General features: G+C 53.7%; 21 protein-coding genes and 1 pseudogene. 7 read left to right on the top strand and 15 right to left on the bottom strand.

The genetic code is table 11. The annotated features are described in order from the left end of the window. The first annotated feature begins 57 nt into the window (after window positions 1-57). From glnS to chiQ, 3 genes are all read left to right on the top strand, one after another. The gene (glnS, locus tag FDX04_RS10005) at window positions 58-1,725 is read left to right on the top strand and encodes a glutamine--tRNA ligase (protein WP_137360510.1); all 1,668 of its coding nucleotides are present in this window, start codon (window positions 58-60) and stop codon (window positions 1,723-1,725) included. Between the two features lie 435 nt (window positions 1,726-2,160). Further along, window positions 2,161-3,567 (top strand): chitoporin, encoded by a 1,407-nt coding sequence (chiP, locus tag FDX04_RS09995; protein WP_038638807.1) that lies wholly within the window; start codon window positions 2,161-2,163, stop codon window positions 3,565-3,567. A 49-nt stretch (window positions 3,568-3,616) separates the two neighbouring features. After that, the gene (gene chiQ / locus FDX04_RS09990; RefSeq protein WP_038638809.1) at window positions 3,617-3,949 is read left to right on the top strand and encodes a ChiQ/YbfN family lipoprotein; all 333 of its coding nucleotides are present in this window, start codon (window positions 3,617-3,619) and stop codon (window positions 3,947-3,949) included. A 148-nt stretch (window positions 3,950-4,097) separates the two neighbouring features. Here chiQ and FDX04_RS09985 read toward each other — a convergent pair. The 9 genes and pseudogenes from FDX04_RS09985 to ybfF all read right to left on the bottom strand — a co-directional run. After that, window positions 4,098-4,357 (bottom strand): annotated as a pseudogene (locus tag FDX04_RS09985) (hypothetical protein); the annotation flags it as partial. 53 nt (window positions 4,358-4,410) lie between these two features. Further along, window positions 4,411-5,550 carry a tricarballylate utilization 4Fe-4S protein TcuB gene (tcuB, locus tag FDX04_RS09980; protein WP_137360511.1) on the bottom strand — a complete coding sequence of 380 codons (1,140 nt, stop codon included), beginning with the start codon at window positions 5,548-5,550 and terminating at the stop codon, window positions 4,411-4,413. Further along, window positions 5,537-6,940, bottom strand: coding sequence for an FAD-dependent tricarballylate dehydrogenase TcuA (gene tcuA / locus FDX04_RS09975; protein ID WP_042309774.1), 1,404 nt, complete (start codon window positions 6,938-6,940; stop codon window positions 5,537-5,539). The genes tcuB and tcuA overlap by 14 nt, the downstream gene beginning before the upstream one ends. Window positions 6,941-7,037: 97 nt before the next feature. Further along, entirely contained in the window at window positions 7,038-7,964 is a 927-nt protein-coding gene (tcuR, locus tag FDX04_RS09970; RefSeq protein ID WP_137370874.1) for a tricarballylate utilization LysR family transcriptional regulator TcuR, read from the bottom strand. 128 nt (window positions 7,965-8,092) lie between these two features. Next, window positions 8,093-8,539, bottom strand: a complete 447-nt coding sequence (gene fur, locus FDX04_RS09965) for a ferric iron uptake transcriptional regulator (RefSeq protein ID WP_003022836.1) — start codon at window positions 8,537-8,539, stop codon at window positions 8,093-8,095. Next, on the bottom strand, window positions 8,532-8,618 hold the full coding sequence (locus FDX04_RS24665; RefSeq protein WP_137349021.1) for a ryhB-regulated fur leader peptide: 87 nt from the start codon (window positions 8,616-8,618) through the stop codon (window positions 8,532-8,534). The genes fur and FDX04_RS24665 overlap by 8 nt, the downstream gene beginning before the upstream one ends. 210 nt (window positions 8,619-8,828) lie before the next feature. Continuing rightward, window positions 8,829-9,359 carry a flavodoxin FldA gene (gene fldA, locus FDX04_RS09955; protein WP_054176141.1) on the bottom strand — a complete coding sequence of 177 codons (531 nt, stop codon included), beginning with the start codon at window positions 9,357-9,359 and terminating at the stop codon, window positions 8,829-8,831. A gap of 155 nt (window positions 9,360-9,514) precedes the next feature. After that, window positions 9,515-9,802, bottom strand: coding sequence for a LexA regulated protein (gene ybfE, locus FDX04_RS09950; protein ID WP_042310165.1), 288 nt, complete (start codon window positions 9,800-9,802; stop codon window positions 9,515-9,517). Window positions 9,803-9,930: 128 nt separating this feature from the next. Continuing rightward, window positions 9,931-10,704, bottom strand: a complete 774-nt coding sequence (gene ybfF, locus FDX04_RS09945) for an esterase (protein WP_137360513.1) — start codon at window positions 10,702-10,704, stop codon at window positions 9,931-9,933. Window positions 10,705-10,897: 193 nt separating this feature from the next. Between ybfF and seqA the strand changes: the two genes are divergently transcribed. Further along, window positions 10,898-11,440, top strand: a complete 543-nt coding sequence (gene seqA / locus FDX04_RS09940) for a replication initiation negative regulator SeqA (RefSeq protein ID WP_042309768.1) — start codon at window positions 10,898-10,900, stop codon at window positions 11,438-11,440. 24 nt (window positions 11,441-11,464) lie between these two features. Next, on the top strand, window positions 11,465-13,105 hold the full coding sequence (pgm, locus tag FDX04_RS09935) for a phosphoglucomutase (alpha-D-glucose-1,6-bisphosphate-dependent) (RefSeq protein ID WP_016152262.1): 1,641 nt from the start codon (window positions 11,465-11,467) through the stop codon (window positions 13,103-13,105). Window positions 13,106-13,199: 94 nt separating this feature from the next. On the opposite strand, the gene kdpE is transcribed toward pgm, so the two are convergent. From kdpE to kdpF, 6 genes are read right to left on the bottom strand one after another with little or no spacing between them, the layout of a single operon-like run. Then, window positions 13,200-13,877, bottom strand: a complete 678-nt coding sequence (gene kdpE, locus FDX04_RS09930; protein WP_137360514.1) for a two-component system response regulator KdpE — start codon at window positions 13,875-13,877, stop codon at window positions 13,200-13,202. Further along, window positions 13,874-16,558, bottom strand: a complete 2,685-nt coding sequence (gene kdpD / locus FDX04_RS09925) for a two-component system sensor histidine kinase KdpD (protein WP_137370873.1) — start codon at window positions 16,556-16,558, stop codon at window positions 13,874-13,876. The genes kdpE and kdpD overlap by 4 nt, the downstream gene beginning before the upstream one ends. 10 nt (window positions 16,559-16,568) lie before the next feature. Further along, a complete protein-coding gene (kdpC, locus tag FDX04_RS09920; RefSeq protein WP_137349228.1) occupies window positions 16,569-17,135 on the bottom strand; it encodes a potassium-transporting ATPase subunit KdpC in 567 nt (188 codons plus the stop codon). Between the two features lie 8 nt (window positions 17,136-17,143). Next, window positions 17,144-19,192, bottom strand: a complete 2,049-nt coding sequence (kdpB, locus tag FDX04_RS09915) for a potassium-transporting ATPase subunit KdpB (RefSeq protein WP_137370872.1) — start codon at window positions 19,190-19,192, stop codon at window positions 17,144-17,146. Window positions 19,193-19,212: 20 nt separating this feature from the next. After that, entirely contained in the window at window positions 19,213-20,892 is a 1,680-nt protein-coding gene (kdpA, locus tag FDX04_RS09910) for a potassium-transporting ATPase subunit KdpA (protein ID WP_137370871.1), read from the bottom strand. Beyond that, complete coding sequence (gene kdpF, locus FDX04_RS09905; RefSeq protein ID WP_077949339.1) at window positions 20,892-20,981, bottom strand: K(+)-transporting ATPase subunit F; 90 nt, start codon at window positions 20,979-20,981, stop codon at window positions 20,892-20,894. The genes kdpA and kdpF overlap by 1 nt, the downstream gene beginning before the upstream one ends. A gap of 308 nt (window positions 20,982-21,289) precedes the next feature. Here kdpF and FDX04_RS09900 point away from each other — a divergent pair, with 308 nt between their 5' ends. Further along, complete coding sequence (locus FDX04_RS09900) at window positions 21,290-21,496, top strand: YbfA family protein (RefSeq protein ID WP_003022870.1); 207 nt, start codon at window positions 21,290-21,292, stop codon at window positions 21,494-21,496. 89 nt (window positions 21,497-21,585) lie between these two features. Continuing rightward, window positions 21,586-22,539, top strand: a complete 954-nt coding sequence (locus FDX04_RS09895) for a DUF523 and DUF1722 domain-containing protein (RefSeq protein WP_061381671.1) — start codon at window positions 21,586-21,588, stop codon at window positions 22,537-22,539. The last annotated feature ends 18 nt before the right edge of the window (window positions 22,540-22,557 follow it).

Below are 22,557 nucleotides of genomic sequence, written 5' to 3'. Positions count from 1 at the left end.
ACGTCGCTTATAAGATCATGTTCCGTTATACGTTGTTTACGCTTTGAGGAATCCACGATGAGTGAGGCTGAAGCCCGCCCGAGTAACTTTATTCGTCAGATCATCGATGAAGATCTGGCCAGTGGTAAGCACACCACGATCCATACCCGTTTTCCGCCGGAGCCAAATGGCTATCTGCACATTGGCCACGCGAAATCCATTTGTCTGAACTTTGGCATTGCGCAAGATTACCAGGGCCAGTGCAACCTGCGTTTTGATGATACGAACCCGGTTAAAGAAGATATCGAGTACGTTGAGTCGATTAAAAACGACGTTGAATGGTTAGGTTTCCACTGGACTGGCGACATTCGCTACTCGTCGGACTACTTCGATCAGCTTCACGCCTATGCGGTAGAACTTATCAATAAAGGTCTGGCGTACGTTGACGAACTGTCAGCAGACGAAATCCGCGAATACCGCGGTACGCTGACTCAGCCGGGTAAAAACAGCCCATTCCGCGATCGCAGCGTCGAAGAGAACCTCGCGTTGTTCGAAAAAATGCGTACCGGAGGCTTTGAAGAAGGTAAAGCCTGCCTGCGCGCGAAAATCGACATGGCATCGCCGTTTATCGTGATGCGCGATCCGGTGCTGTACCGTATTAAGTTCGCTGAACACCACCAGACCGGCAACAAGTGGTGCATCTACCCGATGTACGACTTTACCCACTGCATCAGCGATGCGCTGGAAGGCATCACGCATTCACTGTGTACGCTGGAGTTCCAGGATAACCGCCGTCTGTACGACTGGGTGCTGGACAACATCACCATCCCGGTTCACCCGCGCCAGTACGAATTCTCGCGCCTGAATCTGGAATATACCGTGATGTCCAAGCGCAAGCTGAACCTGCTGGTTACCGACAAGCACGTTGAGGGCTGGGACGATCCGCGTATGCCAACGATTTCTGGTCTGCGTCGTCGCGGTTATACCGCTGCTGCTATCCGTGAATTCTGCAAACGCATTGGCGTGACCAAGCAGGACAACACCATTGAGATCGCCTCGCTGGAATCCTGCATTCGTGAAGATCTGAATGAAAACGCGCCGCGCGCGATGGCGGTTATCGATCCGGTGAAACTGGTTATCGAAAACTACCCGCAGGGCGAGAGCGAACTGGTTACCATGCCTAACCATCCGAATAAACCGGAAATGGGCAGCCGTGAAGTGCCGTTTAGCGGTGAAATCTGGATCGATCGCGCTGATTTCCGCGAAGAAGCGAACAAGCAGTACAAGCGTCTGGTGATGGGTAAAGAAGTACGTCTGCGTAATGCTTACGTGATCAAGGCCGAGCGTGTAGAGAAAGATGCGCAAGGGAATATCACCACCATTTTCTGCACCTACGATGCCGACACCCTGAGCAAAGATCCGGCCGATGGTCGTAAAGTAAAAGGTGTTATTCACTGGGTCAGCGCGGCTCATGCGTTGCCGATTGAAATCCGCCTGTACGATCGTCTGTTTAGCGTACCGAACCCTGGTGCGGCAGAGGACTTCCTGTCCGTGATTAACCCGGAATCACTGGTGATTAAACACGGCTATGGCGAGCCATCACTGCAGGCCGCGGTTGCAGGCAAAGCGTTCCAGTTTGAACGCGAAGGCTATTTCTGCCTCGACAGCCGTTACGCTACGGCTGATAAGCTGGTGTTTAACCGCACCGTTGGTCTGCGTGATACGTGGGCTAAAGCGGGCGAATAAGCCACAACACATCTTGTCTAAACGCCGCATCATGCGGCGTTTTTTTATGCCAAAAAAACGTGTGGCAGGCTCCGTTTGCGGAGCGAATTAATTACATGTCTGTAATAATAAAATGGCTGAATGCTTTTACGTTTAAATAACTTACCTCAATATGAGATTGGCTGAAACCGATTTCATCCTCATGGAAAACAAGCGATTTTTTCATTTTTTCAACGCTTTTTTATCTCTCGATGAAAATGTAACAGAAAGCAATGAAATATGTGCGGTTGCTCATACTATTACATACTCGTTACAGAAAGAGATTGATAATTCGCGTCGCGAAAAATAGTCTATTCATTGTAGTCACTGAGGTTTTCTTGGCGCTACTTTTTTAATTTTTGTTTTTTCGCTGACCGCTTTTATCGGCAGCATTTTTATGTCAAAGAGGATTAACATATGCGTACGTTTAGTGGCAAACGTAGTACGCTGGCGCTGGCTATCGCCGGTATCACAGCAATGTCGGGTTTCGTTGTCGCTCCCCAGGCTCACGCCGAAGGTTTCATTGATGACTCCACTTTAACCGGCGGCATCTATTACTGGCAGCGTGAACGTGACCGTAAAGATGTCACCGATCATGACAAATACAAAACCAACCTTTCTCACTCGACCTGGAACGCTAACCTCGACTTCCAGTCCGGTTATGCGGCCGATATGTTTGGTATTGATATCGCAGCATTCACCGCGATTGAAATGAACGAAAGTAGCGAAAGCGGCCATCCAAACGAAATCGCATTCTCTTCAAAAAATAAAGGCTACGACGAAGATTACTCCGGCGACAAGAGCGGAATTAGCCTGTATAAAGCAGCAGCCAAATTTAAATATGGCCCAACCTGGGCGCGCGCCGGTTACATTCAACCAACCGGGCAGACGCTATTGGCTCCGCACTGGAGCTTTATGCCTGGTACTTATCAGGGTGCCGAAGCCGGTGCCAACTTCGACTATGGTGATGCCGGCGCACTGAGCTTCTCCTATATGTGGGCCAATGAATATAAAGCGCCGTGGCACACCGAAGTCGATAAATTTTATCAGGCCGATAAAAAGACCAGCGTAGATTACCTGCACTCAATCGGCGCGAAATATGACTTCAAAAATAACCTGTTGCTGGAAGCGGCATTTGGTCAGTCCGAAGGCTACGTCGATCAATACTTCGCGAAAGCCAGCTACAAATTCGATTTAGGCGGTAACCCGTTTACCACCAGCTATCAGTTCTATGGCGCGCGCGACAAAGTTGATGATCGCACAGTAAACGATATTTATGATGGCACGGCTTGGTTGCAGGCGTTAACCTTCGGCTACAAAGTGGCGGAGGTGGTTGACCTGCGCCTGGAAGGGACCTGGGTTAAAGCAGACGGGCAGCAGGGTTACTTCCTGCAGCGTATGACCCCGACCTACGCCTCATCAAACGGTCGTCTGGATATCTGGTGGGACAACCGTTCTGACTTCAACGCCAACGGCGAAAAGGCCGTCTTCTTCGGTGCAATGTATGACCTGAAGAACTGGAACCTGCCGGGTTGGGCAGTCGGTGCGTCCTACGTTTACGCCTGGGATGCCAAGCCATCTACCTGGCAGCTCAATCCGGATGCGTACTACGACAAAAACCGGACTATCGAAGAGTCTTCTTACAGCCTGGATGCGGTCTATACCCTGCAGGATGGTCGTGCAAAGGGCACCATGTTTAAACTGCACTTCACCCAGTACGACAACCATTCAGACATTCCGAGCTGGGGCGGTGGTTACGGCAACATCTTCCAGGATGAACGCGACGTGAAGTTCATCGTTATTGCTCCGTTCACCATCTTCTAATGCCAACAGCGGCAGACCAGACGTCTGCCGCTCCGTTGAGGAAAGTGCTATGAAAAAACTGATACTCATCGCCATTATGGCATCAGGGCTGGTGGCTTGTGCGCAATCCCCTTCGCCGAAAGAAGACAGTCGCCTGAAAGAAGCCTACAGCGCGTGTATTAACACCGCGCAAGGATCGCCGGAGAAAATTGAAGCCTGCCAAAGCGTGCTGAATGTGTTGAAGAAAGAAAAGCAGCACCAGCAGTTTGCTAATGAAGAAAGCGTACGCGTACTGGATTATCAGCAGTGTATCCAGGCCACGCGCACGGGTAACGATCAGTCCGTTAATGCTGATTGTGACAAGGTCTGGCAGGAAATTCGTAGCAAGAACGCTGCGCAGTAATTCGAAAAATGCTACGGGCGGAGAATTTTCCGCCCGTTTGCTTGTACGAGAACCAAAGCAGGACCAGCGTCATGCGCGTGAAGTCTGGCGCGGCGGTGAGCCAGTGCATTACCGGCCAGGTGGTGAGTAGTGCGAGTACGGTAATCCCCATCAATACCGGACGACGACCAATTCTGTCGATATAAGCACCCAGCACGATTGCGCCAACGGGCTGCATTAAAAAAACCGAACCGAAAGCCGCAAAGGTCAACATGAGCCCGGCAAACTCACTCTCCGCGGGGAAAAACGTCTTTGCAATATAGGTGGCGTAAAACCCGAACAGAAAAAGTCGAACTGTTCGAGAAAATTACCGCTGGTTACCCGCAGTATTGCGCCGAAAGTTCCGGCGCGCGATGGTTGTTGTGTCATTGGGTTTGCTCCACTGTCTTATCATAATATTTATAGAGGTAAGAGTTTGCGGGTTAGTCGCCTGTGACCCCCGCCTGTTTGCCGCGCCGTTTCTCAATCGCCCACTTGAGTAAGGCTGCGCAGCGGTAAAATCCGTGGGCAAATTTTCCGTAAGGAATGGTCAGAAAAAGCGCCATGACCACGCCGAGATGAATGGCCAGTAAAATAGCCATCCATGAAGTGTCCCTTCCCGCCAGCAGCGCCAGACCAGTCAAACTGGTCAGCAGCAGCAGCAAAATAAAACCGCGATCCATCGGTTTTTGCCGGGCGTCGCCATGCAGCGGTGAACGCTTAAGATTCAGCCATAGCAAGCCCGCCGGGCCGACAACCAGACCAATGCCACCCAACGTGCCCAGCATCACCGGCACGCTGAAGAACGGGTAGGGCGCTTCTATACCTGCAAAGTAGTGATAGCCCGTTGCCACCACGGTGGCGGCAAAGCAGAGCATAAAACCGTAGAAGGTAAAGTGGTGGAAACGGCGGCGCATCAGGGTGAAAGCATCATCCGCTTCGTTACAACCTTTGCCGTGGCCACCATCGAGATATTTCAGCGTCAGCACATCGTGTGAGGCTTCAGCAATCTCGGCGGAACGCGGCATACCCGGAGAGATCTCGCGCCAGAAGCGGATTACGCCCGCCATCAGCAAACCGATCGCCAGAATAAACACCGAACCAAACATCCAGGCCAGCAGGTTATGCGGGAAAATTTGATAGAAATCCCCGGCCAGTGGAGGATGGAATAATGAACCTTTCAAACCTATAGCGAGGAGTAAAAACAGGATCAGACCGAAAACCAGCGCCAGCGTCACGGTTACGCCTGCGCGACGATAAAGCGTGCCAAAGGCGGCGGGCTGCGCGTAATGCTGATAGGTTTCGAGCCGGACTTCCGCCATCGCTTTCGGCACGTTGATGGCAAACTCATGAGGCGGGGCATACTGACACGCGTGCAGGCAAGCGCCGCAGTTATGGCACAAGTTTGCCAGATAATTGATATCCGCTTTACCGAATTCCAGACGCTGCGTCATGGCCGGGAACACGGCGCAAAAGCCTTCACAATAGCGACAGGCATTGCACACCTGCATTACACGTTCAACTTCCGCTTCCGGTTCGGTGATAATTTGTGCTTCGATGATCAGTTTCTCAAGCTGCTTCATGACGTGTCTCCTTACGTGCGGCCAGCGCGGCTTCTTTTCCGGCAATGCGGCCAAAGGTGGTGCCGATCGACATCCCCACGCCTGCGGTGTAGCCCTTGCCCAAAACGTTGCCCGCCATCATCTCTCCGGCGACGAACAGGTTGCGGCTTGGAAGCCCGGCAAAATGCACAGCGGCGCGTTCGTTCACTTTTAACCCAAGATAAGTGAAGGTGATCCCTGGCCGCAGGGCATAGCCGTAGTATGGCGGCTGGTCCAGCGGTCGCGCCCAGTGCGTTTTCGCGGGTAGCAAATCTTTGGTGGTGCAGTTATCCAGAACGGTATGGTCGAACTGGCCGGGCTGGCAGGCGTTGTTGTACTCCGTCACGGTGTGGGTAAAGCGTTCGGCATCCAGTCCTAACTGAAGGGCCAGTTCTGCCAACGTATTGGCCTGCGCGCCGGGAAAGACCGGAGGCATAAAGTGGCCGATAGCTTTACTGTCGATGATGGAGTAACCAATCTGCCCTGGCTGTTGAGCGACCAGACGTCCCCAGATGGCGTAGCGTTTCGGCCAAAAATCTTCACCTTCATCATAAAAACGATCTGCGTCACGGTTTACCATTATGCCCAGCGAGACGCAGTCCACGCGGGTGCAAATTCCGCCATCATATAATGGTGCTCTGGCATCAATAGCCACGCAGTGTGACTGGGAGGGATCGCCGATAATGTCGGCTCCGGCATCCATCATAAATTTGAGCAGTACGCCCTGGTTAAAGCGCGTGCCGCGAATCAGGAAGTTATCCGCAGGCCACTCGCCGCGCTCGTTCTCTCCCCACGCTTCTCGTAGCCATTCACGGTTGGACTCAAACCCGCCAGCGGCAAGCACGCAGGACTTAGCGGTGATGCGCTCTTCGCCTGCCAGCGCCGCCACGAACTCGCCATTACGCAGTTCAAGTGCCTGAACGGGGGTGTTATAGCGAATTTGAACGCCCAGCTTTTCTGCGCTGCGATAATAGGCATTCACCAGGGCCTTTCCACCGCCCATAAAAAAGGCATTGGTTCGCGCCACGTGTAAAGCGCCGGAGAGAGGAGGTTGAAAGTTAACGCCGTGCTGACGCATCCAGTCACGGCATTGTGAAGAGGTACGGATCACCAGACGCGCCAGCGCTTCGTTGGTATTCCCTTCCGTGACGCGCCACAGATCCTGCCAGAATTCTTCTTCAGGATAGCTTTCCACCAGCACATCCTGCGGCGCGTCATGCATACAACGTAAATTACGTGTGTGTTGGGAGTTTCCTCCGCGCCATTCACGGGGAGCCGCTTCGAGCAGGAGTACCGAAGCTCCTTGCTCCCGGGCGGTCAAGGCAGCACACAACGCGGCATTGCCACCGCCAATCACCAGAACATCAACCATCGTATACTCCATTACCATTTAACTATTTGTTAAATTTGTAATTGAAATGTATACGTACAGGCTGTGTGGGCGCTATGACGTGACGCTAAACAGTGCTTTAGTTATTGTAAAGCGTAGCGCCAGGCCAGCTTCCGGCTTCCACCAGTTGATGCATAACTTTTGTCAGCACCACACGGGCGGCGAGGCCTGCCGGGGTAAGTTCATCGTCAGAGAGGCTGACCAGAAAGTTAGGGCGGCTAAGTACCGGATTATGGACGCCGATCACTCTTAGAGTTTCTTTATCGAGATGGGAGATCGCCGCGCCTGGCTGAAGAGTGGCACCAATGCCACTGCGCACGGCGCGCATCAGTAACGCCAGACCATCAATTTCAGTAGCGATCTCAATGTTCAGCGCGTGTTCCTGACAGATGGCATCCAGCCTGCCGCGCAGACCGTGTCCCGGGCTTGGCATGATCAATGGAATATTGGCCAGTTGGGCAGGAGCAATATTGTCATCGACAATATCAGCCAGTAGGGCATGGGTCCCAATTAAAAACAGCCGTTCTTCAAGAATCGGTCTGGCGCTCCAGCGCAGGATCTTTTCTTTTTGAAACACGATAGCCAGATCAATCTGGCGGGTATTAATCATTCGTTCCAGGTTGCCAGAGAGACTTTCCACCACATGCAGGCGAACATCAGCATAGCTTTCCCGCATGGCGTGAATAAAAGGCATGCCGAGAACGGAAGCGGTACTGGGAGCCATACCGACGCTGACATGCCCGGAAAGTCGGGCCTCGCGGGCGGCGAGGGTTGCATCGTCTGCATGCCGGAGCGCCAGCTGCGCCTGGGAGTAAAAAGCCAGTCCGGCGCTGGTGGGTGTCACACCGCGCGAGGTGCGTTGTAACAGGCGAATAGCAAGTTCGTTTTCCAGCCGCGTCATTTGCTGACTGAGCGCCGAAACGCCGATATTAAGATCGAGCGCTGCGCTACCCATGCTGCCGGTTTCTACAATGCGAACAAAATAGCGTAGCTGGCGAAGTTCCATTTCAACTCTCCGGAAGGGCAATTGATTTTTACATTAAAGCAACATTGACGGAGAAGGAAGAGGGTGCTGGTCAAATTCAGCCCATAAAAAAAGCCAACCGGAAGGTTGGCTTTTCAGAAAGCGTCACATTATTTGCCGTCGTGCGCATGCTCATCTTCGCGGCAATCGCCTTCGGCGCAGTGGCCGTAAAGATAGAGGCTATGGTTGGTTAAGCGAATACCATGTTTAGCCGCAATCTCACGCTGGCGCGCTTCAATGGAATCATCGCTGAACTCGACCACTTTGCCGCAGTCGAGGCAAATGAGGTGATCGTGGTGATGCTGTTGAGTCAGTTCGAAGACGGATTTACCACCTTCAAAATTATGGCGGGTCACGATACCGGCATCATCAAACTGGTTCAGCACACGATACACGGTCGCCAGACCAATTTCTTCACCCATATCGATCAGGCGCTTGTATAAGTCTTCCGCACTGACGTGATGGTTATCCGGTTCCTGAAGAACTTCCAGAATTTTTAAACGAGGAAGCGTTACTTTCAGGCCAGCCTTCTTTAATGCGGTATTGTTGTCAGTCATGCGGAATCTGTCCTGTAGCTAAACGATTCACTTCATTAACAGAAGTGACAGAAATTGCACTTGAGAAATTGCATATCATTATAGAACTGCCATGGTTAAATGAAAACTGCAAGTCTCTGGCATATATTGTTAATCAAAACGTGGTATCGCCGACAAACACACTGTGCAACACCCGATTGGCATCCAGCCATTGTACAGGGTCAGACGAAAAAGTTACAAATTTGTAGCAATTATTTTGATTGGTTTTATCTATTGATGCGGCGCAGATGATGATCTACGCCGCGTGATATCAGGCATTGATGATTTCGTCGAGGTGCAGTTCTTCTGAGATCTGCTTAACCCATTTTTCTACGCGTTCTGCGGTCAGCTCCGGCTGGCGATCCTCATCAATAGCCAGACCAACAAAGTGGTTGTCATCAGCCAGACCTTTGGACGCTTCAAAGTGATAACCCGCCGTTGGCCAGTGACCGACGATGGTGGCGCCGCGTGGCTCAATGATGTCGCGAATGGTGCCTAACGCATCGCAGAAGTATTCTGCGTAATCTTCCTGGTCGCCACAGCCAAACAGTGCGACCAGTTTGCCGTTAAAATCAATGTCTTCGAGGGTAGGGAAGAAATCGTCCCAGTCACACTGCGCTTCACCGTAGTACCAGGTTGGAATGCCGAGCAGCAGAATGTCATACCCTTCCAGGTCTTCTTTGCTGCTTTTTGCAATGTCATGTACATCGGCAACGTCTTTACCAAGCTGTTTTTGAATCATTTTTGCGATGTTTTCGGTATTACCGGTGTCGCTGCCGAAAAAGATGCCAGTGATTGCCATGAGTAAAATAACCTCTTGAAACTTATTGAAATGGTGGTGGCGCATTGCCCACGGATAAGGGCAATCATAGCAGAACAGTCAGGCATGCGGAAACAGCAAACACGCGGGACTGCACTCTGTGCTACACGATTTATGATTTAGAGCAGAAATTCAGACTATGCCTGACCGCGCAATGCGGTGAGTTGGGTCATCAGCATCTCTTCGATGAGTTCACTGCGACTCATGTTACGCGCCTCGGCCAGCTCGTTTAACGCGTCAACGGCATCAGCGTTCAGTTTCAGTTCGACACGCTTAAGCCCGCGAACTTTGTCACGTTTAAGCTGATTACGTTTATTTATACGTAACTGTTCATCACGCGAGAGCGGATTAGTTTTGGGTCGTCCCGGGCGACGCTCCTGCGCGAACAGATCTAATGTCGTACGGTCCGTTTGTTCTTTGGCCATGATCTTGGTGACTTCGGGGAAACAATCAGCCAGGCGTCTGCCCGGATGGATAGCGCGCCATAATACATCAGCAGGGGAGGCACGCCAACGCCCACGCGCGTAATCGCGCACGGACGCTGAGTTTTTAATCAGTTAGCCTGCTCGTTCAGATAACGACGAATGGCCCGCAGCACTGCTTCAGGTTTTTCCGCATGTACCCAATGCCCCGCGCCCGCAATTACGTGCGCCCGAGCCTGCGGGAATTGTGCCAGCAGCTGTCCGCGATACGCTTCGGTGACATAAGGGGAGTTACCGCCTGGGATAAACAATGCCGGGTGCTCCCACGCCGGGACGGTTTCCCAACCAACGATATGGGGATATTGATCCCACAATACGGGAACGTTAAAGCGCCACTCGCCGTCAACAAAGGATTTCAGCAGAAACTGGATAACACCTTCCTCTTGCAGATGCTGGCGCATGACGCTTGCCGCCTGCTGGCGTGAGGACGCTTGTGCATCGGTTACGGCATTGATTGCCGCAAAAATCTCATCATGACGGCGTACATGATAGTCAACCGGCGCAATATCAATAGCCACCAGCCGATCGATACGATCAGGGGCCAACGCGGTTAACGCCATGACGGCTTTTCCCCCCATCGAGTGACCAATAAAGATCGCTTTTTCGATCTGTCGATCGTCCAGCGTATCCACCAGGTCTTGCGCCATGGCCGCATAATTCATCTCAGGCGATCGGGGCGAGAGGCCATGATTTCGCATATCAACCTGGATGATATCGTGATCGGCCACCAGATCGCGCGCCAGGATCCCCAGGTTATCCAGACTACCAAACAGGCCGTGAACCAGGACGATGGGAGAATTATTGTGCAGGTTTTGCGCAGATTGCGCTCGGATATTCAATTTCATGGCAAAGTTCTTTTTTTCACACTCACGGGTTAGGGTATCATGTTGACCATTCTGCCACAGGGCTGCAACAACTACGGTTACTCCGAGTTTTATCAGCCACCAGGCTTGACGCTATCCGCTGTTGGGATTTGCCTTTACACTACGCGTGTTAACCCAACAACTTGTATTCAGCTAAACACTGCACTGGATTAAGATGAAAACGATTGAAGTTGATGATGAACTCTATAGCTATATTGCCAGCCACACCAAGCATATCGGCGAGAGCGCATCCGACATTTTACGGCGTATGTTGAAATTTTCCGCCGCATCACAGCCTGTCACTCCGGTAGTAAAAGAAGTCCGCGCTGTGCAACCTGTCGTGGAAGCCAAGCCGGTTAACCCCGTAAAAGATAAAGTGCGCGCGATGCGTGAACTGCTGTTGTCCGATGAATATGCGGAACAGAAGAAAGCAGTAAATCGCTTTATGCTGGTGCTGTCTACACTCTATTCTCTGGATCAAAACGCGTTCGCCGAAGCAACGGATTCGTTGCATGGCCGGACGCGCGTTTATTTTGCAGCAGATGAACAGACGCTGCTGAAAAATGGTAATCAAACCAAACCGAAACACGTGCCAGGCACGCCGTACTGGGTGATCACCAATACCAACACCGGCCGTAAATGCAGCATGGTGGAGCACATCATGCAGTCAATGCAATTCCCTGCGGAATTGATTGAAAAGGTTTGCGGAACAATTTAATCCTTGCATTAGAAGGACCAGGCAATGGCAATCCACAACCGTGCAGGTCAACCTGCGCAACAGAGTGATTTGATTAACGTCGCCCAACTGACGGCACAGTACTATGTACTGAAACCAACGGCAGGGAACGCTGAGCACGCCGTCAAGTTCGGTACGTCCGGGCATCGCGGCAGCGCAGGTCGTCATAGTTTTAACGAGCCGCATATTCTGGCTATAGCCCAGGCGATAGCTGAAGAACGTGCGAAAAACGGGATTACTGGCCCGTGCTATGTGGGCAAGGATACCCACGCGCTGTCTGAACCGGCTTTTATCTCTGTGCTGGAAGTGCTGGCGGCGAATGGTGTTGACGTCATCGTGCAGGAAAACAACGGCTTTACGCCAACCCCTGCCGTGTCGAATGCCATCCTGGTCCACAACAAAAAAGGCGGCCCGCTGGCTGACGGCATTGTGATCACGCCGTCCCACAACCCGCCGGAAGACGGCGGCATTAAATACAACCCGCCAAACGGTGGTCCGGCAGATACCAACGTCACCAAAGTGGTGGAAGACAGGGCTAACGCGTTGCTGGCTGACGGTCTGCAAGGCGTGAAGCGTATGTCGCTGGACGCCGCGCTGGCATCGGGTCATGTGAAAGAGCAGGACCTGGTTCAGCCGTTTGTTGAAGGGCTGGCAGATATCGTCGACATGGCGGCGATCCAGAAAGCGGGTCTGACGCTGGGTGTCGATCCGTTGGGCGGTTCCGGTATCGAATACTGGAAGCGTATTGCCAAACACTACAACCTGAACCTGACTATCGTTAACGATCACGTTGATCAGACTTTCCGCTTTATGCATCTCGATAAAGACGGCGCAATCCGTATGGACTGCTCCTCCGAATGCGCGATGGCGGGTCTGCTGGCGCTGCGTGACAAGTTCGATCTGGCCTTTGCCAACGATCCGGACTATGACCGTCACGGTATCGTCACTCCGGCGGGGCTGATGAACCCGAACCACTACCTGGCGGTGGCGATCAACTATCTGTTCCAGCATCGTCCGCAATGGGGCAAAGATGTTGCCGTCGGTAAGACGCTGGTTTCCTCGGCGATGATTGACCGCGTGGTCAACGATCTGGGCCGTAAGCTGGTGGAAGTGCCGGTCGGTTTTAAATGGTTTGTTGACGGTCTGTTCGACGGCAGCTTTGGCTTTGGTGGTGAAGAGAGTGCGGGCGCATCTTTCCTGCGTTTCGACGGTACACCGTGGTCGACCGACAAAGACGGCATCATCATGTGTCTGCTGGCGGCAGAAATCACCGCTGTGACCGGTAAGAACCCGCAAGAACACTACAACGAACTGGCTGCTCGCTTCGGCGCGCCGAGCTACAACCGTTTGCAGGCGAGCGCGACCTCCGCGCAAAAAGCGGCGCTGTCTAAGCTGTCTCCGGAAATGGTAAGCGCCAGCACGCTGGCGGGCGATCCGATCACCGCACGTCTGACCGCGGCGCCTGGCAATGGGGCTTCCATTGGCGGTCTGAAAGTGATGACTGACAACGGCTGGTTTGCCGCGCGTCCGTCAGGCACGGAAGACGCTTACAAGATCTACTGCGAAAGCTTCCTCGGAGAAGAACACCGCAAACAGATCGAAAAAGAAGCGGTTGAAATTGTCAGCGAAGTGTTGAAAAACGCGTAAACCCCTGGCCGGATAAGACGCTAGCGTCACTATCCGGCATGAATAAAAAAGCCGGATAGCATGTATGCTGATCCGGCTTTTTTTTGACGAAGACTTACGGCATAAACCGATAGCCAATCCCAGTTTCGGTTAGAAAATGACGTGGACGAGCCGGGTCCAGCTCCAGTTTCTGGCGTAGGTGTCCCATATAGATTCGCAGATAGTGACTGTGCTCAACGGAGTTTGGCCCCCAAACCTGATTTAACAGCTGGCGTTGCGTCAGTACCTTCCCGGCATTATTCAGCAGTACCGCTAACAGGCGAAACTCAATTGGCGTCAGATGGATTTCCTCGTCGCCATGGTGTACGAGGCGGGCGGCGAGATCCACTTTTACGTTGGAAAAATGCACCACCGGTTCGGGGGACGCGCCGCTGGCGTGGCGCCGCAATGCCACGCGCAATCGCGCCTGTAGCTCGCCAATACCAAAGGGTTTACTGAGATAGTCATCGGCACCGGCATCCAGCGCGGCGATTTTATCGCTCTCTTCGCTACGGGCTGAAAGCACGATTACTGGAATTGCGCTCCACTGTCGCAGGTCGCGAATAAAATCAATGCCGTCGCCGTCTGGCAGGCCGAGATCGAGAATGATGAGATCGGGTTTTCGCGTGGCGGCTTCCAGCAGACCACGTTGCAGCGTTTCCGCTTCATATACACGCAGGCCATCGGCTTCCAGCGCGGTGCGCAGAAAGCGGCGAATGGCCTGTTCATCTTCAACAATCAGAACGTTTGTCACATATCCTCATGAAAATCTTCAAGTTCAGGGGGGATTTCCTGGGGCAGTGTAACACGGAAACAGGCTCCTCCCTGGGCACGATTATGGGCGGAAATGGTACCGCCGTGCACGTCCACAATCGCCTGACAAATGGCCAGCCCCAATCCCACGCCGGGTACCGATGACTCTTTGTTTCCTCTGGAAAATTTGTCAAAAACACGCTGTTCCATACCCGATGGAATACCCGGTCCATTATCCCAGACGTCCAGTTGCAGGTGCTCACCGTTGACGCTGGCATCAATGCCGATTTGTGCCTGCGGACCCGCGTACTTAACGGCGTTCTCCAGCAGATTAATCAACACTCGTTCAAAAAGCGGGCCATCGACATGGATCAGCGTCAACGGTTCGGGTAACGACAGATTAATCGGGGCTGAGAGTCCCGGCTCCAGCATCTGCAGGGCGCTGCCCACCACCTCTTCCAGCGTTAACCACTCCTTCTTAAGATTAAAGCCGCCAGACTGAATTCGCGCCATATCCAACAGATTATTAACCAGTCGGGTGGTATTCAGCACGTGCTGGCGAATCTCACTGGCCTGGCGCGCATGCGGCGAACCTTCACTGGCCAGATCCAGCGTTAAAATTTCAGCCTGACCGAACAGTACCGTCAGCGGCGTGCGCAAATCGTGGGACAGGGCGGCAAGCAGCGCATTGCGAATACTTTCACGCTCACTGGCAAATCTGGCCTGCTCTTCGCTGGCGGTCAGCGTCAGACGTTCCAGCGCACTGGCGACCAGTAAAGTGAAAGTTTCCAGCAGGCGTTGCTGTTCGGGGATCATCAGCTGGCGTAAATTTCCCGGTTCCACTACCAGTAGCCCATGCGTTTTATCGGCGCTTTTTAGCGGTAAGATTTGGTACGGTACGCCCGGTAAGGTATCCGTGCCCGCGCCAGCTGGCTGCCCTTTGTCAAAACTCCATTGGGCAATGGCATCGTCCCATGGCGTCATGCCCTGTTGATGGGTGAGGGGCGCCAGCTTACCGTGTTCATCAGGTAATAAAACCTGACTACGGGCCTGAAACGTTGAGGCGATAAACTGTTCGCTGGTAGCGGCGATATCCTGCTGACTCCGTCCAACGGCTAACGCTTTCGACATCTCATACAGATGACGCGTACGTTGTTCCCGATAGCGTGCCACCCGCGCCTGATACCTGACTCCGGCGGTCAGATTACCGATAACCAGCCCTACCGTTAGCATCACGGTAAAAGTGAGTAGGTACTGGACGTCGGAAACGGCCAGCGTCCCACGCGGGGCAATAAAGAAGAGATCGAAGCTGGCGACGTTAATAAAGGTTGCCAGCACGGATGGCCAGCGTCCGTAGAACAGGGCGATAACCACCACACCCAGCAAATAGAGCATTACCAGGTTAGCGGCATCAAAGGCCATCAGCCACTGCATCGCGATCAGCGTAATGATGGCGCACAGCGCGACGGCAACCACACAACCCTGAATTTGTACCCGCCATTTATCTTTAAAGGTGCGGCTATCCGTAGTGGGTAGCGTCGGGCGTGAAGGCGGTTCGTCCAGCGCGACAATCATCAGATCGAGATCCGGTGCGCGATGGGCCAGTTTGTCGGCAAAGGAATCGCTGCGCCACCAGCGACGCGTTGTCGGACGCCCGAGCACAATTTTTCCCAGATTATGCTCGCGGGCATAGCGGATTACCGCTTTATCTTCAGCGGGATCGGAAAGTGTGGCGGTTTCCGCGCCCAGCTCCTGGGCTAATCGCAGGGCGCTTAAGATCGCGCGGCGCTGTTTTTCGGGGAGTCGGTGCAGCGCTGGAGTTTCGACATACACTGCGTGCCAGACGCTGCCGAGACGCGCCGCCAGTCGCGCGGCGGCGCGTACCAGTTTTTCGCTGCCAGTGTTGTGCCCAATGCACAGCAAAACGGCGTCGCGGGTATGCCATACTTTCTCTTCCCCTGGACGTCCGCGCCAGGCACGCATTTGATCGTCCACCCGATCGGCCGTGCGGCGCAGGGCCAGCTCGCGCAGCGCGATCAAATTACCTTTGCGGAAGAAATGCTCGATGGCTCTTTCCGCCTGACCGGCGATATAGACCTTGCCTTCATTCAGGCGCTGCCGCAAATCATCGGGGGGAAGATCGACCAGCACCACATCGTCAGCGGCATCGAAAAAAGGATCGGGGACGGTTTCGCGAACCTGAATACCGGTGACGCCGCTGACCACATCATTGAGACTTTCCAGATGCTGTACGTTAACGGTGGTAAAGACGTTGATACCGGCTTCCAGCAGCTCTTCAATATCTTGCCAGCGCTTAGGATGGCGTGAACCTGGCGCATTACTGTGCGCCAGTTCATCCATTAAAATGAGCGCCGGACGGCGGGCCAGGGCGGCATCGAGATCGAACTCGCTGATGTGACGACCATGACGCGCGTGTCGCTTTAGCGGCAGGATGCTGAGACCGTCCAGCAGCGCGGCGGTCTCTTTGCGTCCGTGGGTTTCCACCACGCCAATCAGCACATCTAACCCCTGCGCCCGCAGCCGCTGGGCTTCCGTTAGCATGGCCCAGGTTTTGCCGACGCCCGCGCAGGCACCGAAGAATATTTTTAGTTTTCCGCGGTGCGGGGCAGTGGTCTGCTCCAGCAGACGATCGGGGTCGGGACGTAAGGGTTCGCTATGCATGTCCTTTTTCTCAGTGCTTATCCAGCGCTAAATTAAGTTCCACCAGGTTCACCACCGGCTGACCGATAAAACTGACCAACGGCTTTTGCGTGTATTGTGCAACCAGGCGCGACACCTCTTCAACGCTGAGGTTGCGGGCCTGCGCCACGCGGGGAATTTGCCAGGCCACCGCGTCGGGCGTCAGGTTGTTATCCAGCCCGCTGGCCGACGCGGTTACCAGCTCTAGCGGAACGGCAGGATTAGCCTGTGGATTGGCAGCACGCAGCGCGGCAATCCGGCTTTGCAACTGTTTATCCAGTTCCGGGTTGCTGACGGCCAGGTTACTGCCGCCAGAAGCCATGGGATTATAGGGCATTTCCGCCGTCGCAGACGGACGCCCCTGAAAATAACCGGCGGCGGTAAAATGTTGCCCAATAAGTTCAGAGCCGCGAACAACCTGATCTTCGCGGATCAAGGAGCCGTTAGCCTGGTGGGGAAACCACCACTGCCCCAGCGCGGTGGTCAGCAGCGGGTAAGCCCCGCCGGTTATAAGCATCAGGAAAATCAATGTTGATAATGCAGGACGTAATCCACTCATCTGAAACCTCACACCAGACCCAGCAGGGTCAGCAGTACATCAATCGCTTTAATGCCAATAAATGGCACCACCAGACCGCCCAGGCCGTAGATCCACAAATTACGGCGCAACATTGCAGATGCGGATAACGGCTTGTAGCTCACGCCTTTAAGCGCCAGTGGGATCAGAAAAATGATTATCAGCGCATTAAAGATAACCGCGCTGAGGATCGCTGAGTCCGGCGAATGCAGTCCCATTACGTTAAGTGCATTGAGCTGCGGATAGGTGGCGGCGAACGCGGCCGGGATAATGGCGAAATACTTTGCCACGTCATTGGCGATACTGAAGGTGGTCAGCGAGCCGCGCGTCATCAGCATCTGTTTACCAATGTGCACCACTTCAATCAGTTTGGTGGGGTTGGAATCAAGATCCACCATGTTGCCAGCTTCCTTCGCCGCCTGGGTCCCGGAGTTCATGGCGACCGCGACATCCGCCTGCGCCAGTGCCGGGGCGTCGTTGGTTCCGTCGCCGGTCATCGCCACCAGACGGCCTTCCGCCTGATACTGACGAATCAGCGCCAGCTTGGCTTCCGGCGTGGCCTCCGCTAAGAAATCATCCACCCCGGCTTCAGCGGCGATCGCGGCTGCGGTCAGACGGTTATCGCCGGTGATCATCACCGTTTTGATGCCCATTTTGCGCAGTTGGGCAAAACGTTCTTTGATCCCGCCTTTCACAATATCTTTCAGGGCAATCACGCCCAGTACGCGGGAGCCTTCGGCTACCACCAGCGGCGTAGCGCCAAGGCGAGCGACGTTGTCGACCTTCTGCTCTACATCGGCGGGGAAGTGACCGCCGTTGGCTTCAACGTGACGACGAATGGCATCGACCGAACCTTTGCGGATCATACGGTTGTCGATGTTGATACCGCTCATACGACTTTGCGCGGTAAATGGCACAAAGGTAGCGTGCAGCGATTGCACGTCGCGAATACGCAGATTAAAGCGCTGTTTTGCCAGAATTACGATGCTGCGGCCTTCCGGCGTTTCATCGGCCAGCGATGAAAGCTGTGCGGCGTCGGCCAGCGTTTTTTCGTCCACCCCCTGGGCGGGCAGAAAATCTGAAGCCTGGCGGTTACCCAGCGTAATGGTGCCGGTTTTATCCAGCAGCAGGACGTCCACGTCACCCGCGGCTTCGACCGCGCGTCCGCTGGTGGCAATGACGTTCGCGCCCAGCATACGGCTCATCCCGGCCACGCCAATGGCAGAAAGCAGACCGCCGATGGTGGTGGGGATCAGACAAACGAGCAGGGCAACCAGTACCGTGACGCTGACCGCGCTGACGCCCCAGGCGGAAAATGGCCACAGCGTGGCGGTCGTCAACAGAAAAACGATGGTCAGGGCAATCAGCAGGATCGTCAGGGCGATTTCGTTGGGGGTTTTACGCCGCTGCGCGCCTTCGACCATGGCGATCATCCGGTCGAGGAACGTTTCACCGGGATTTACGCTGCATTCGATCACCAGCCAGTCGGAGAGAATGCGAGTCCCGCCGGTGACCGATGCAAAATCGCCACCGGATTCACGAATGACCGGCGCAGACTCACCGGTAATCGCGCTTTCGTCCACCGATGCGCCACCTTCGATCACCTCACCGTCACACGGGATAATATCGCCAGCTTCCACCAGCACAATATCGCCTTTACGTAAATCATCGGCAGGGACGTGATCCATGGCCGAGCCGTATTTGGGTTCGCGAAGTTTGCGGGCAAAAGCGGTTTTTTTCACCCCTTTCAGGCTGTTCGCCTGTGCTTTACTGCGCCCCTCAGCCAGCGCTTCTGCAAAGTTGGCGAACAGGACGGTGATCCACAGCCATAGACTTATCGCGCCGGTAAACCACGGATTGCCTGGCATATAACCTGTTGCCATCGCCAGCGTTAACAACGTGGTCAGCAGACTACCCAGCCAGACGAGAAACATCACCGGATTACGCCATTGGGTATGTGGGCTTAATTTTTTCACGGCATCCATCAGCGCCTGTGCGACCAGAGAAGGTTCGAACAGCGCCAGTTGCTTGCGACTCATAGTAATGTGCTCCGCATCACTCAGTGTAATGACAGGTATTCTGCGACCGGGCCAAGGGCCAGGGCAGGAACAAAGGTAAGAGCGCCAACCAGTAACACCGTACCGATTAACAACCCGACAAACAGCGCGCCGTGGGTGGGTAGCGTGCCCGGGCTTGCTGGCTGGATCTTTTTACTGACCAGCGACCCGGCAATAGCCATCACGGGAACGATCACGCCGAAGCGACCAAAGAACATGCACAACGCCAGCAGGCAGTTCCAGAACGGGCTATTGGCGCTTAATCCGGCAAAGGCGCTACCGTTGTTATTCGCGGCAGATGACACGGCATACAGCACTTCACTAAACCCATGTGGACCCGGGTTGAGCATGGCGCTACGCCCGGCATCGGTCATCATTGCTATTGCTGTGCCGAGCAGGACCAGCGCAGGGGTGACCAGAATCGCCAGCGCGGTCATTTTCATTTCGCGCACGTCGATTTTCTTACCCAGGTATTCCGGTGTTCGGCCAATCATCAGCCCGGCGATGAACACAGCCAGCAGTACGAACAGCAGCATACCGTACAGGCCTGAACCCACACCGCCGAAGACCACTTCGCCAATTTGCATCAGCCACATCGGCACCATTCCGCCGAGTGCGGTAAAAGAGTCATGCATCGCAATCACTGCGCCACAGGATGCCGCCGTTGTGACGACCGCAAACAGACTGCTGACCAGTACACCAAAGCGGCTCTCTTTGCCCTCCATGTTGATATTGCTGTTTGCACCTAACTGCATCAGATGCGGGTTGCCCTGAACTTCGGCCCACATCACGACGGCTACGCAGATGACAAAAATGAGCGACATGGCCCATAACAAGGTCCGTCCCTGACGACGATCGCCCACCACATCGCCAAAGGCAAAACACAGCGCGGTAGGGATCAAAAAGATCGCCAGCATCTGGACCAGGTTGGTCAGCGCGGTTGGGTTTTCAAACGGATGTGCTGAGTTAGCGTTAAAGAAACCGCCTCCGTTGGTGCCGAGCATCTTAATCGCTTCCTGCGAAGCGACAGGTCCCATCGGCAGCAACTGTTTCACCCCTTCAAGCGTCGTGATGGGCTGATAGGGCAAGACGTTTTGCAGCACGCCTTGTTGAATAAAAAACAGGGCGATGAGCAGCGCGATCGGCACGAGGATCCACAGCGTAATACGAATCAGATCGACCCAGGCATTACCCAGCGTATCCATACTCTGGCGCGTAAAGGCACGCGTCAGGGCAAAAATCACCGCAATTCCGGTCGCCGCGGACAGGAAGTTCTGCACGGTCAACCCAGCCATCTGGCTGAAGTAGCTTAAAGTGGTTTCACCCGCATAGGATTGCCAGTTGGTATTGGTGACAAAACTCACCGCCGTGTTGAGCGCCAGATGCCATGAAAGTCCTGGTAGCTGCTGAGGATTCAGCGGCAGCAGATTTTGCGCCATCAGCATCGAAAACAGGACCAGCAGGCCCAGCACATTGAGCGCGAGGATTGCCAGCAGATACTGCCGCCAGTTCATCTCCTGCTGCGAAATACCCAGACCACGCCAGAGCACACTTTCCACGCCAGCAAGGCCCGGCAGAGACATATTATTGATGAGTCGGGCCAGCCCAAACCCCAGCGGTCTGGCGATGACAAACAGCACCAGCAAGAAACTGGCAATGAGTAAAAATCCTTGAGCCGCCATCAGAACGCCTCCGCATTAATCAGGGCATACACAAGGTAACCTAATAATAAAAAGACCAGCCCAATGCCGGTTATCACGCCTGCACTCACAGTGCACCTCCAGTGGCATAAATGTGATAACCAGAGCGTAGGTTTTTGCTTGCAAAGATTTCGCAAAAATCGGCGGGCGAGGTGTAAAAAAAGTATAAAAATGGCAAAGACCATTATTTAACTAATGATTAGTATTAATTTAACTTTTATGTAACTTAATTACGTTTTTAAGCTAAACGGGGCATAAATAGATAAAAATAAGTGGTCGGATGAGTAGTAAAATTACACACAAGGCGGTATTATTTTCATCAGTTAACCAACTTTATTTTTCCGGTGCGATTCACCGAACAGTTATATGGGAGAGGATTATGGACTTTTATAAAGAATATCCAGCACACATTGTTTTCTTACGCCGTACCTTTGCCGTAGTGGCGGGCGTACTGGCTCTGCCGGTCATGCTGTTCTGGAAAGACCGCGCCCGTTTTTATAGCTATCTGCATCGCGTCTGGTCTAAAACCAGTGATAAGCCGGTGTGGATGGAGCAGGCGGAAAAAGCCACCTGCGATTTCTACTGATAGCTAATAAATCCCCAAAAGCCGCTGATATCAGCGGCTTTTTTGCTCATGATAGCTACACTTATTTCAGGAATGAAAAAGGAGCGATCATGAGCGAGAAAATCCCTGTTGGTATCAGTGCCTGTCTGTTGGGGGAGGCGGTTCGCTATGATGGTGGGCATAAGCGCCTGGCCTTTGCTGTGGAAGAACTGTCGCCGTGGGTCGCGTTCGAACCTGTTTGCCCTGAAATGGGGATCGGGTTACCGGTCCCGCGACCTGCGCTGCATCTGGTCAAAGAGGGCGAGGCTGTCTCCCTGCGTTTTAGTGATAAGCGCGAGGGGGATTTGACAGACGCAATGACGGCTTTTAGTCAGCGACAAAGCGATCGTCTGGCGCATTTGTGCGGCTATATTGTCTGTGCGAAATCACCCAGTTGCGGTATGGAACGGGTGCGAGTCTACGACGCGGAAGGCAAAAACAACCGTAAAGCCGGACGAGGGATCTTTACGTCTGTGCTGATGTCGACGTTACCCTGGCTTCCCGTGGAAGAGGATGGGCGTTTACACGACCCGCAGATTCGGGAAAATTTTGTTGAGCGCATTTATGCTTTGCACGAGCTCAATACTATCCGACAGCAAGGGTTAACGCGCGGCGCATTAATCGATTATCATAGTCGTTACAAGCTATTACTGTTGGCCCATTCCCAGCCGGACTATCGCGACCTCGGGCGTTTTGTCGCGGCGATTGGCGAATGGCAAGATCTGCAGGCTTATTTTGTCGAGTATCGCTTAAGGCTGATGAGTTTGCTGGCTCATCTTCCCTCCCGGCGCAACCATACCAACGTGCTGATGCATGTCCAGGGCTATTTCCGTACGCAATTAAATTCTCGTCAGCGGCAGGAGCTGGCCTCTCTCATTGACGGTTATCGACGTGCGACTCAACCGCTGCTTGCGCCAATAACATTACTCAAACACTATATGGCGGAATACCCGGATGCTTATCTCTCCGGGCAGCGCTATTTCAATCCCTGGCCAGAGGCTCTGCGTTTGCGCTACGGGCGTTAAGTTTTTTCTTCAGGAGTG

The sequence above is a fragment of the Citrobacter sp. wls615 genome (genome assembly GCF_005281355.1).
Taxonomy (GTDB): Bacteria; Pseudomonadota; Gammaproteobacteria; order Enterobacterales; family Enterobacteriaceae; genus Citrobacter; species Citrobacter werkmanii.
This window is presented reverse-complemented; position numbering and strand designations above follow the sequence as displayed.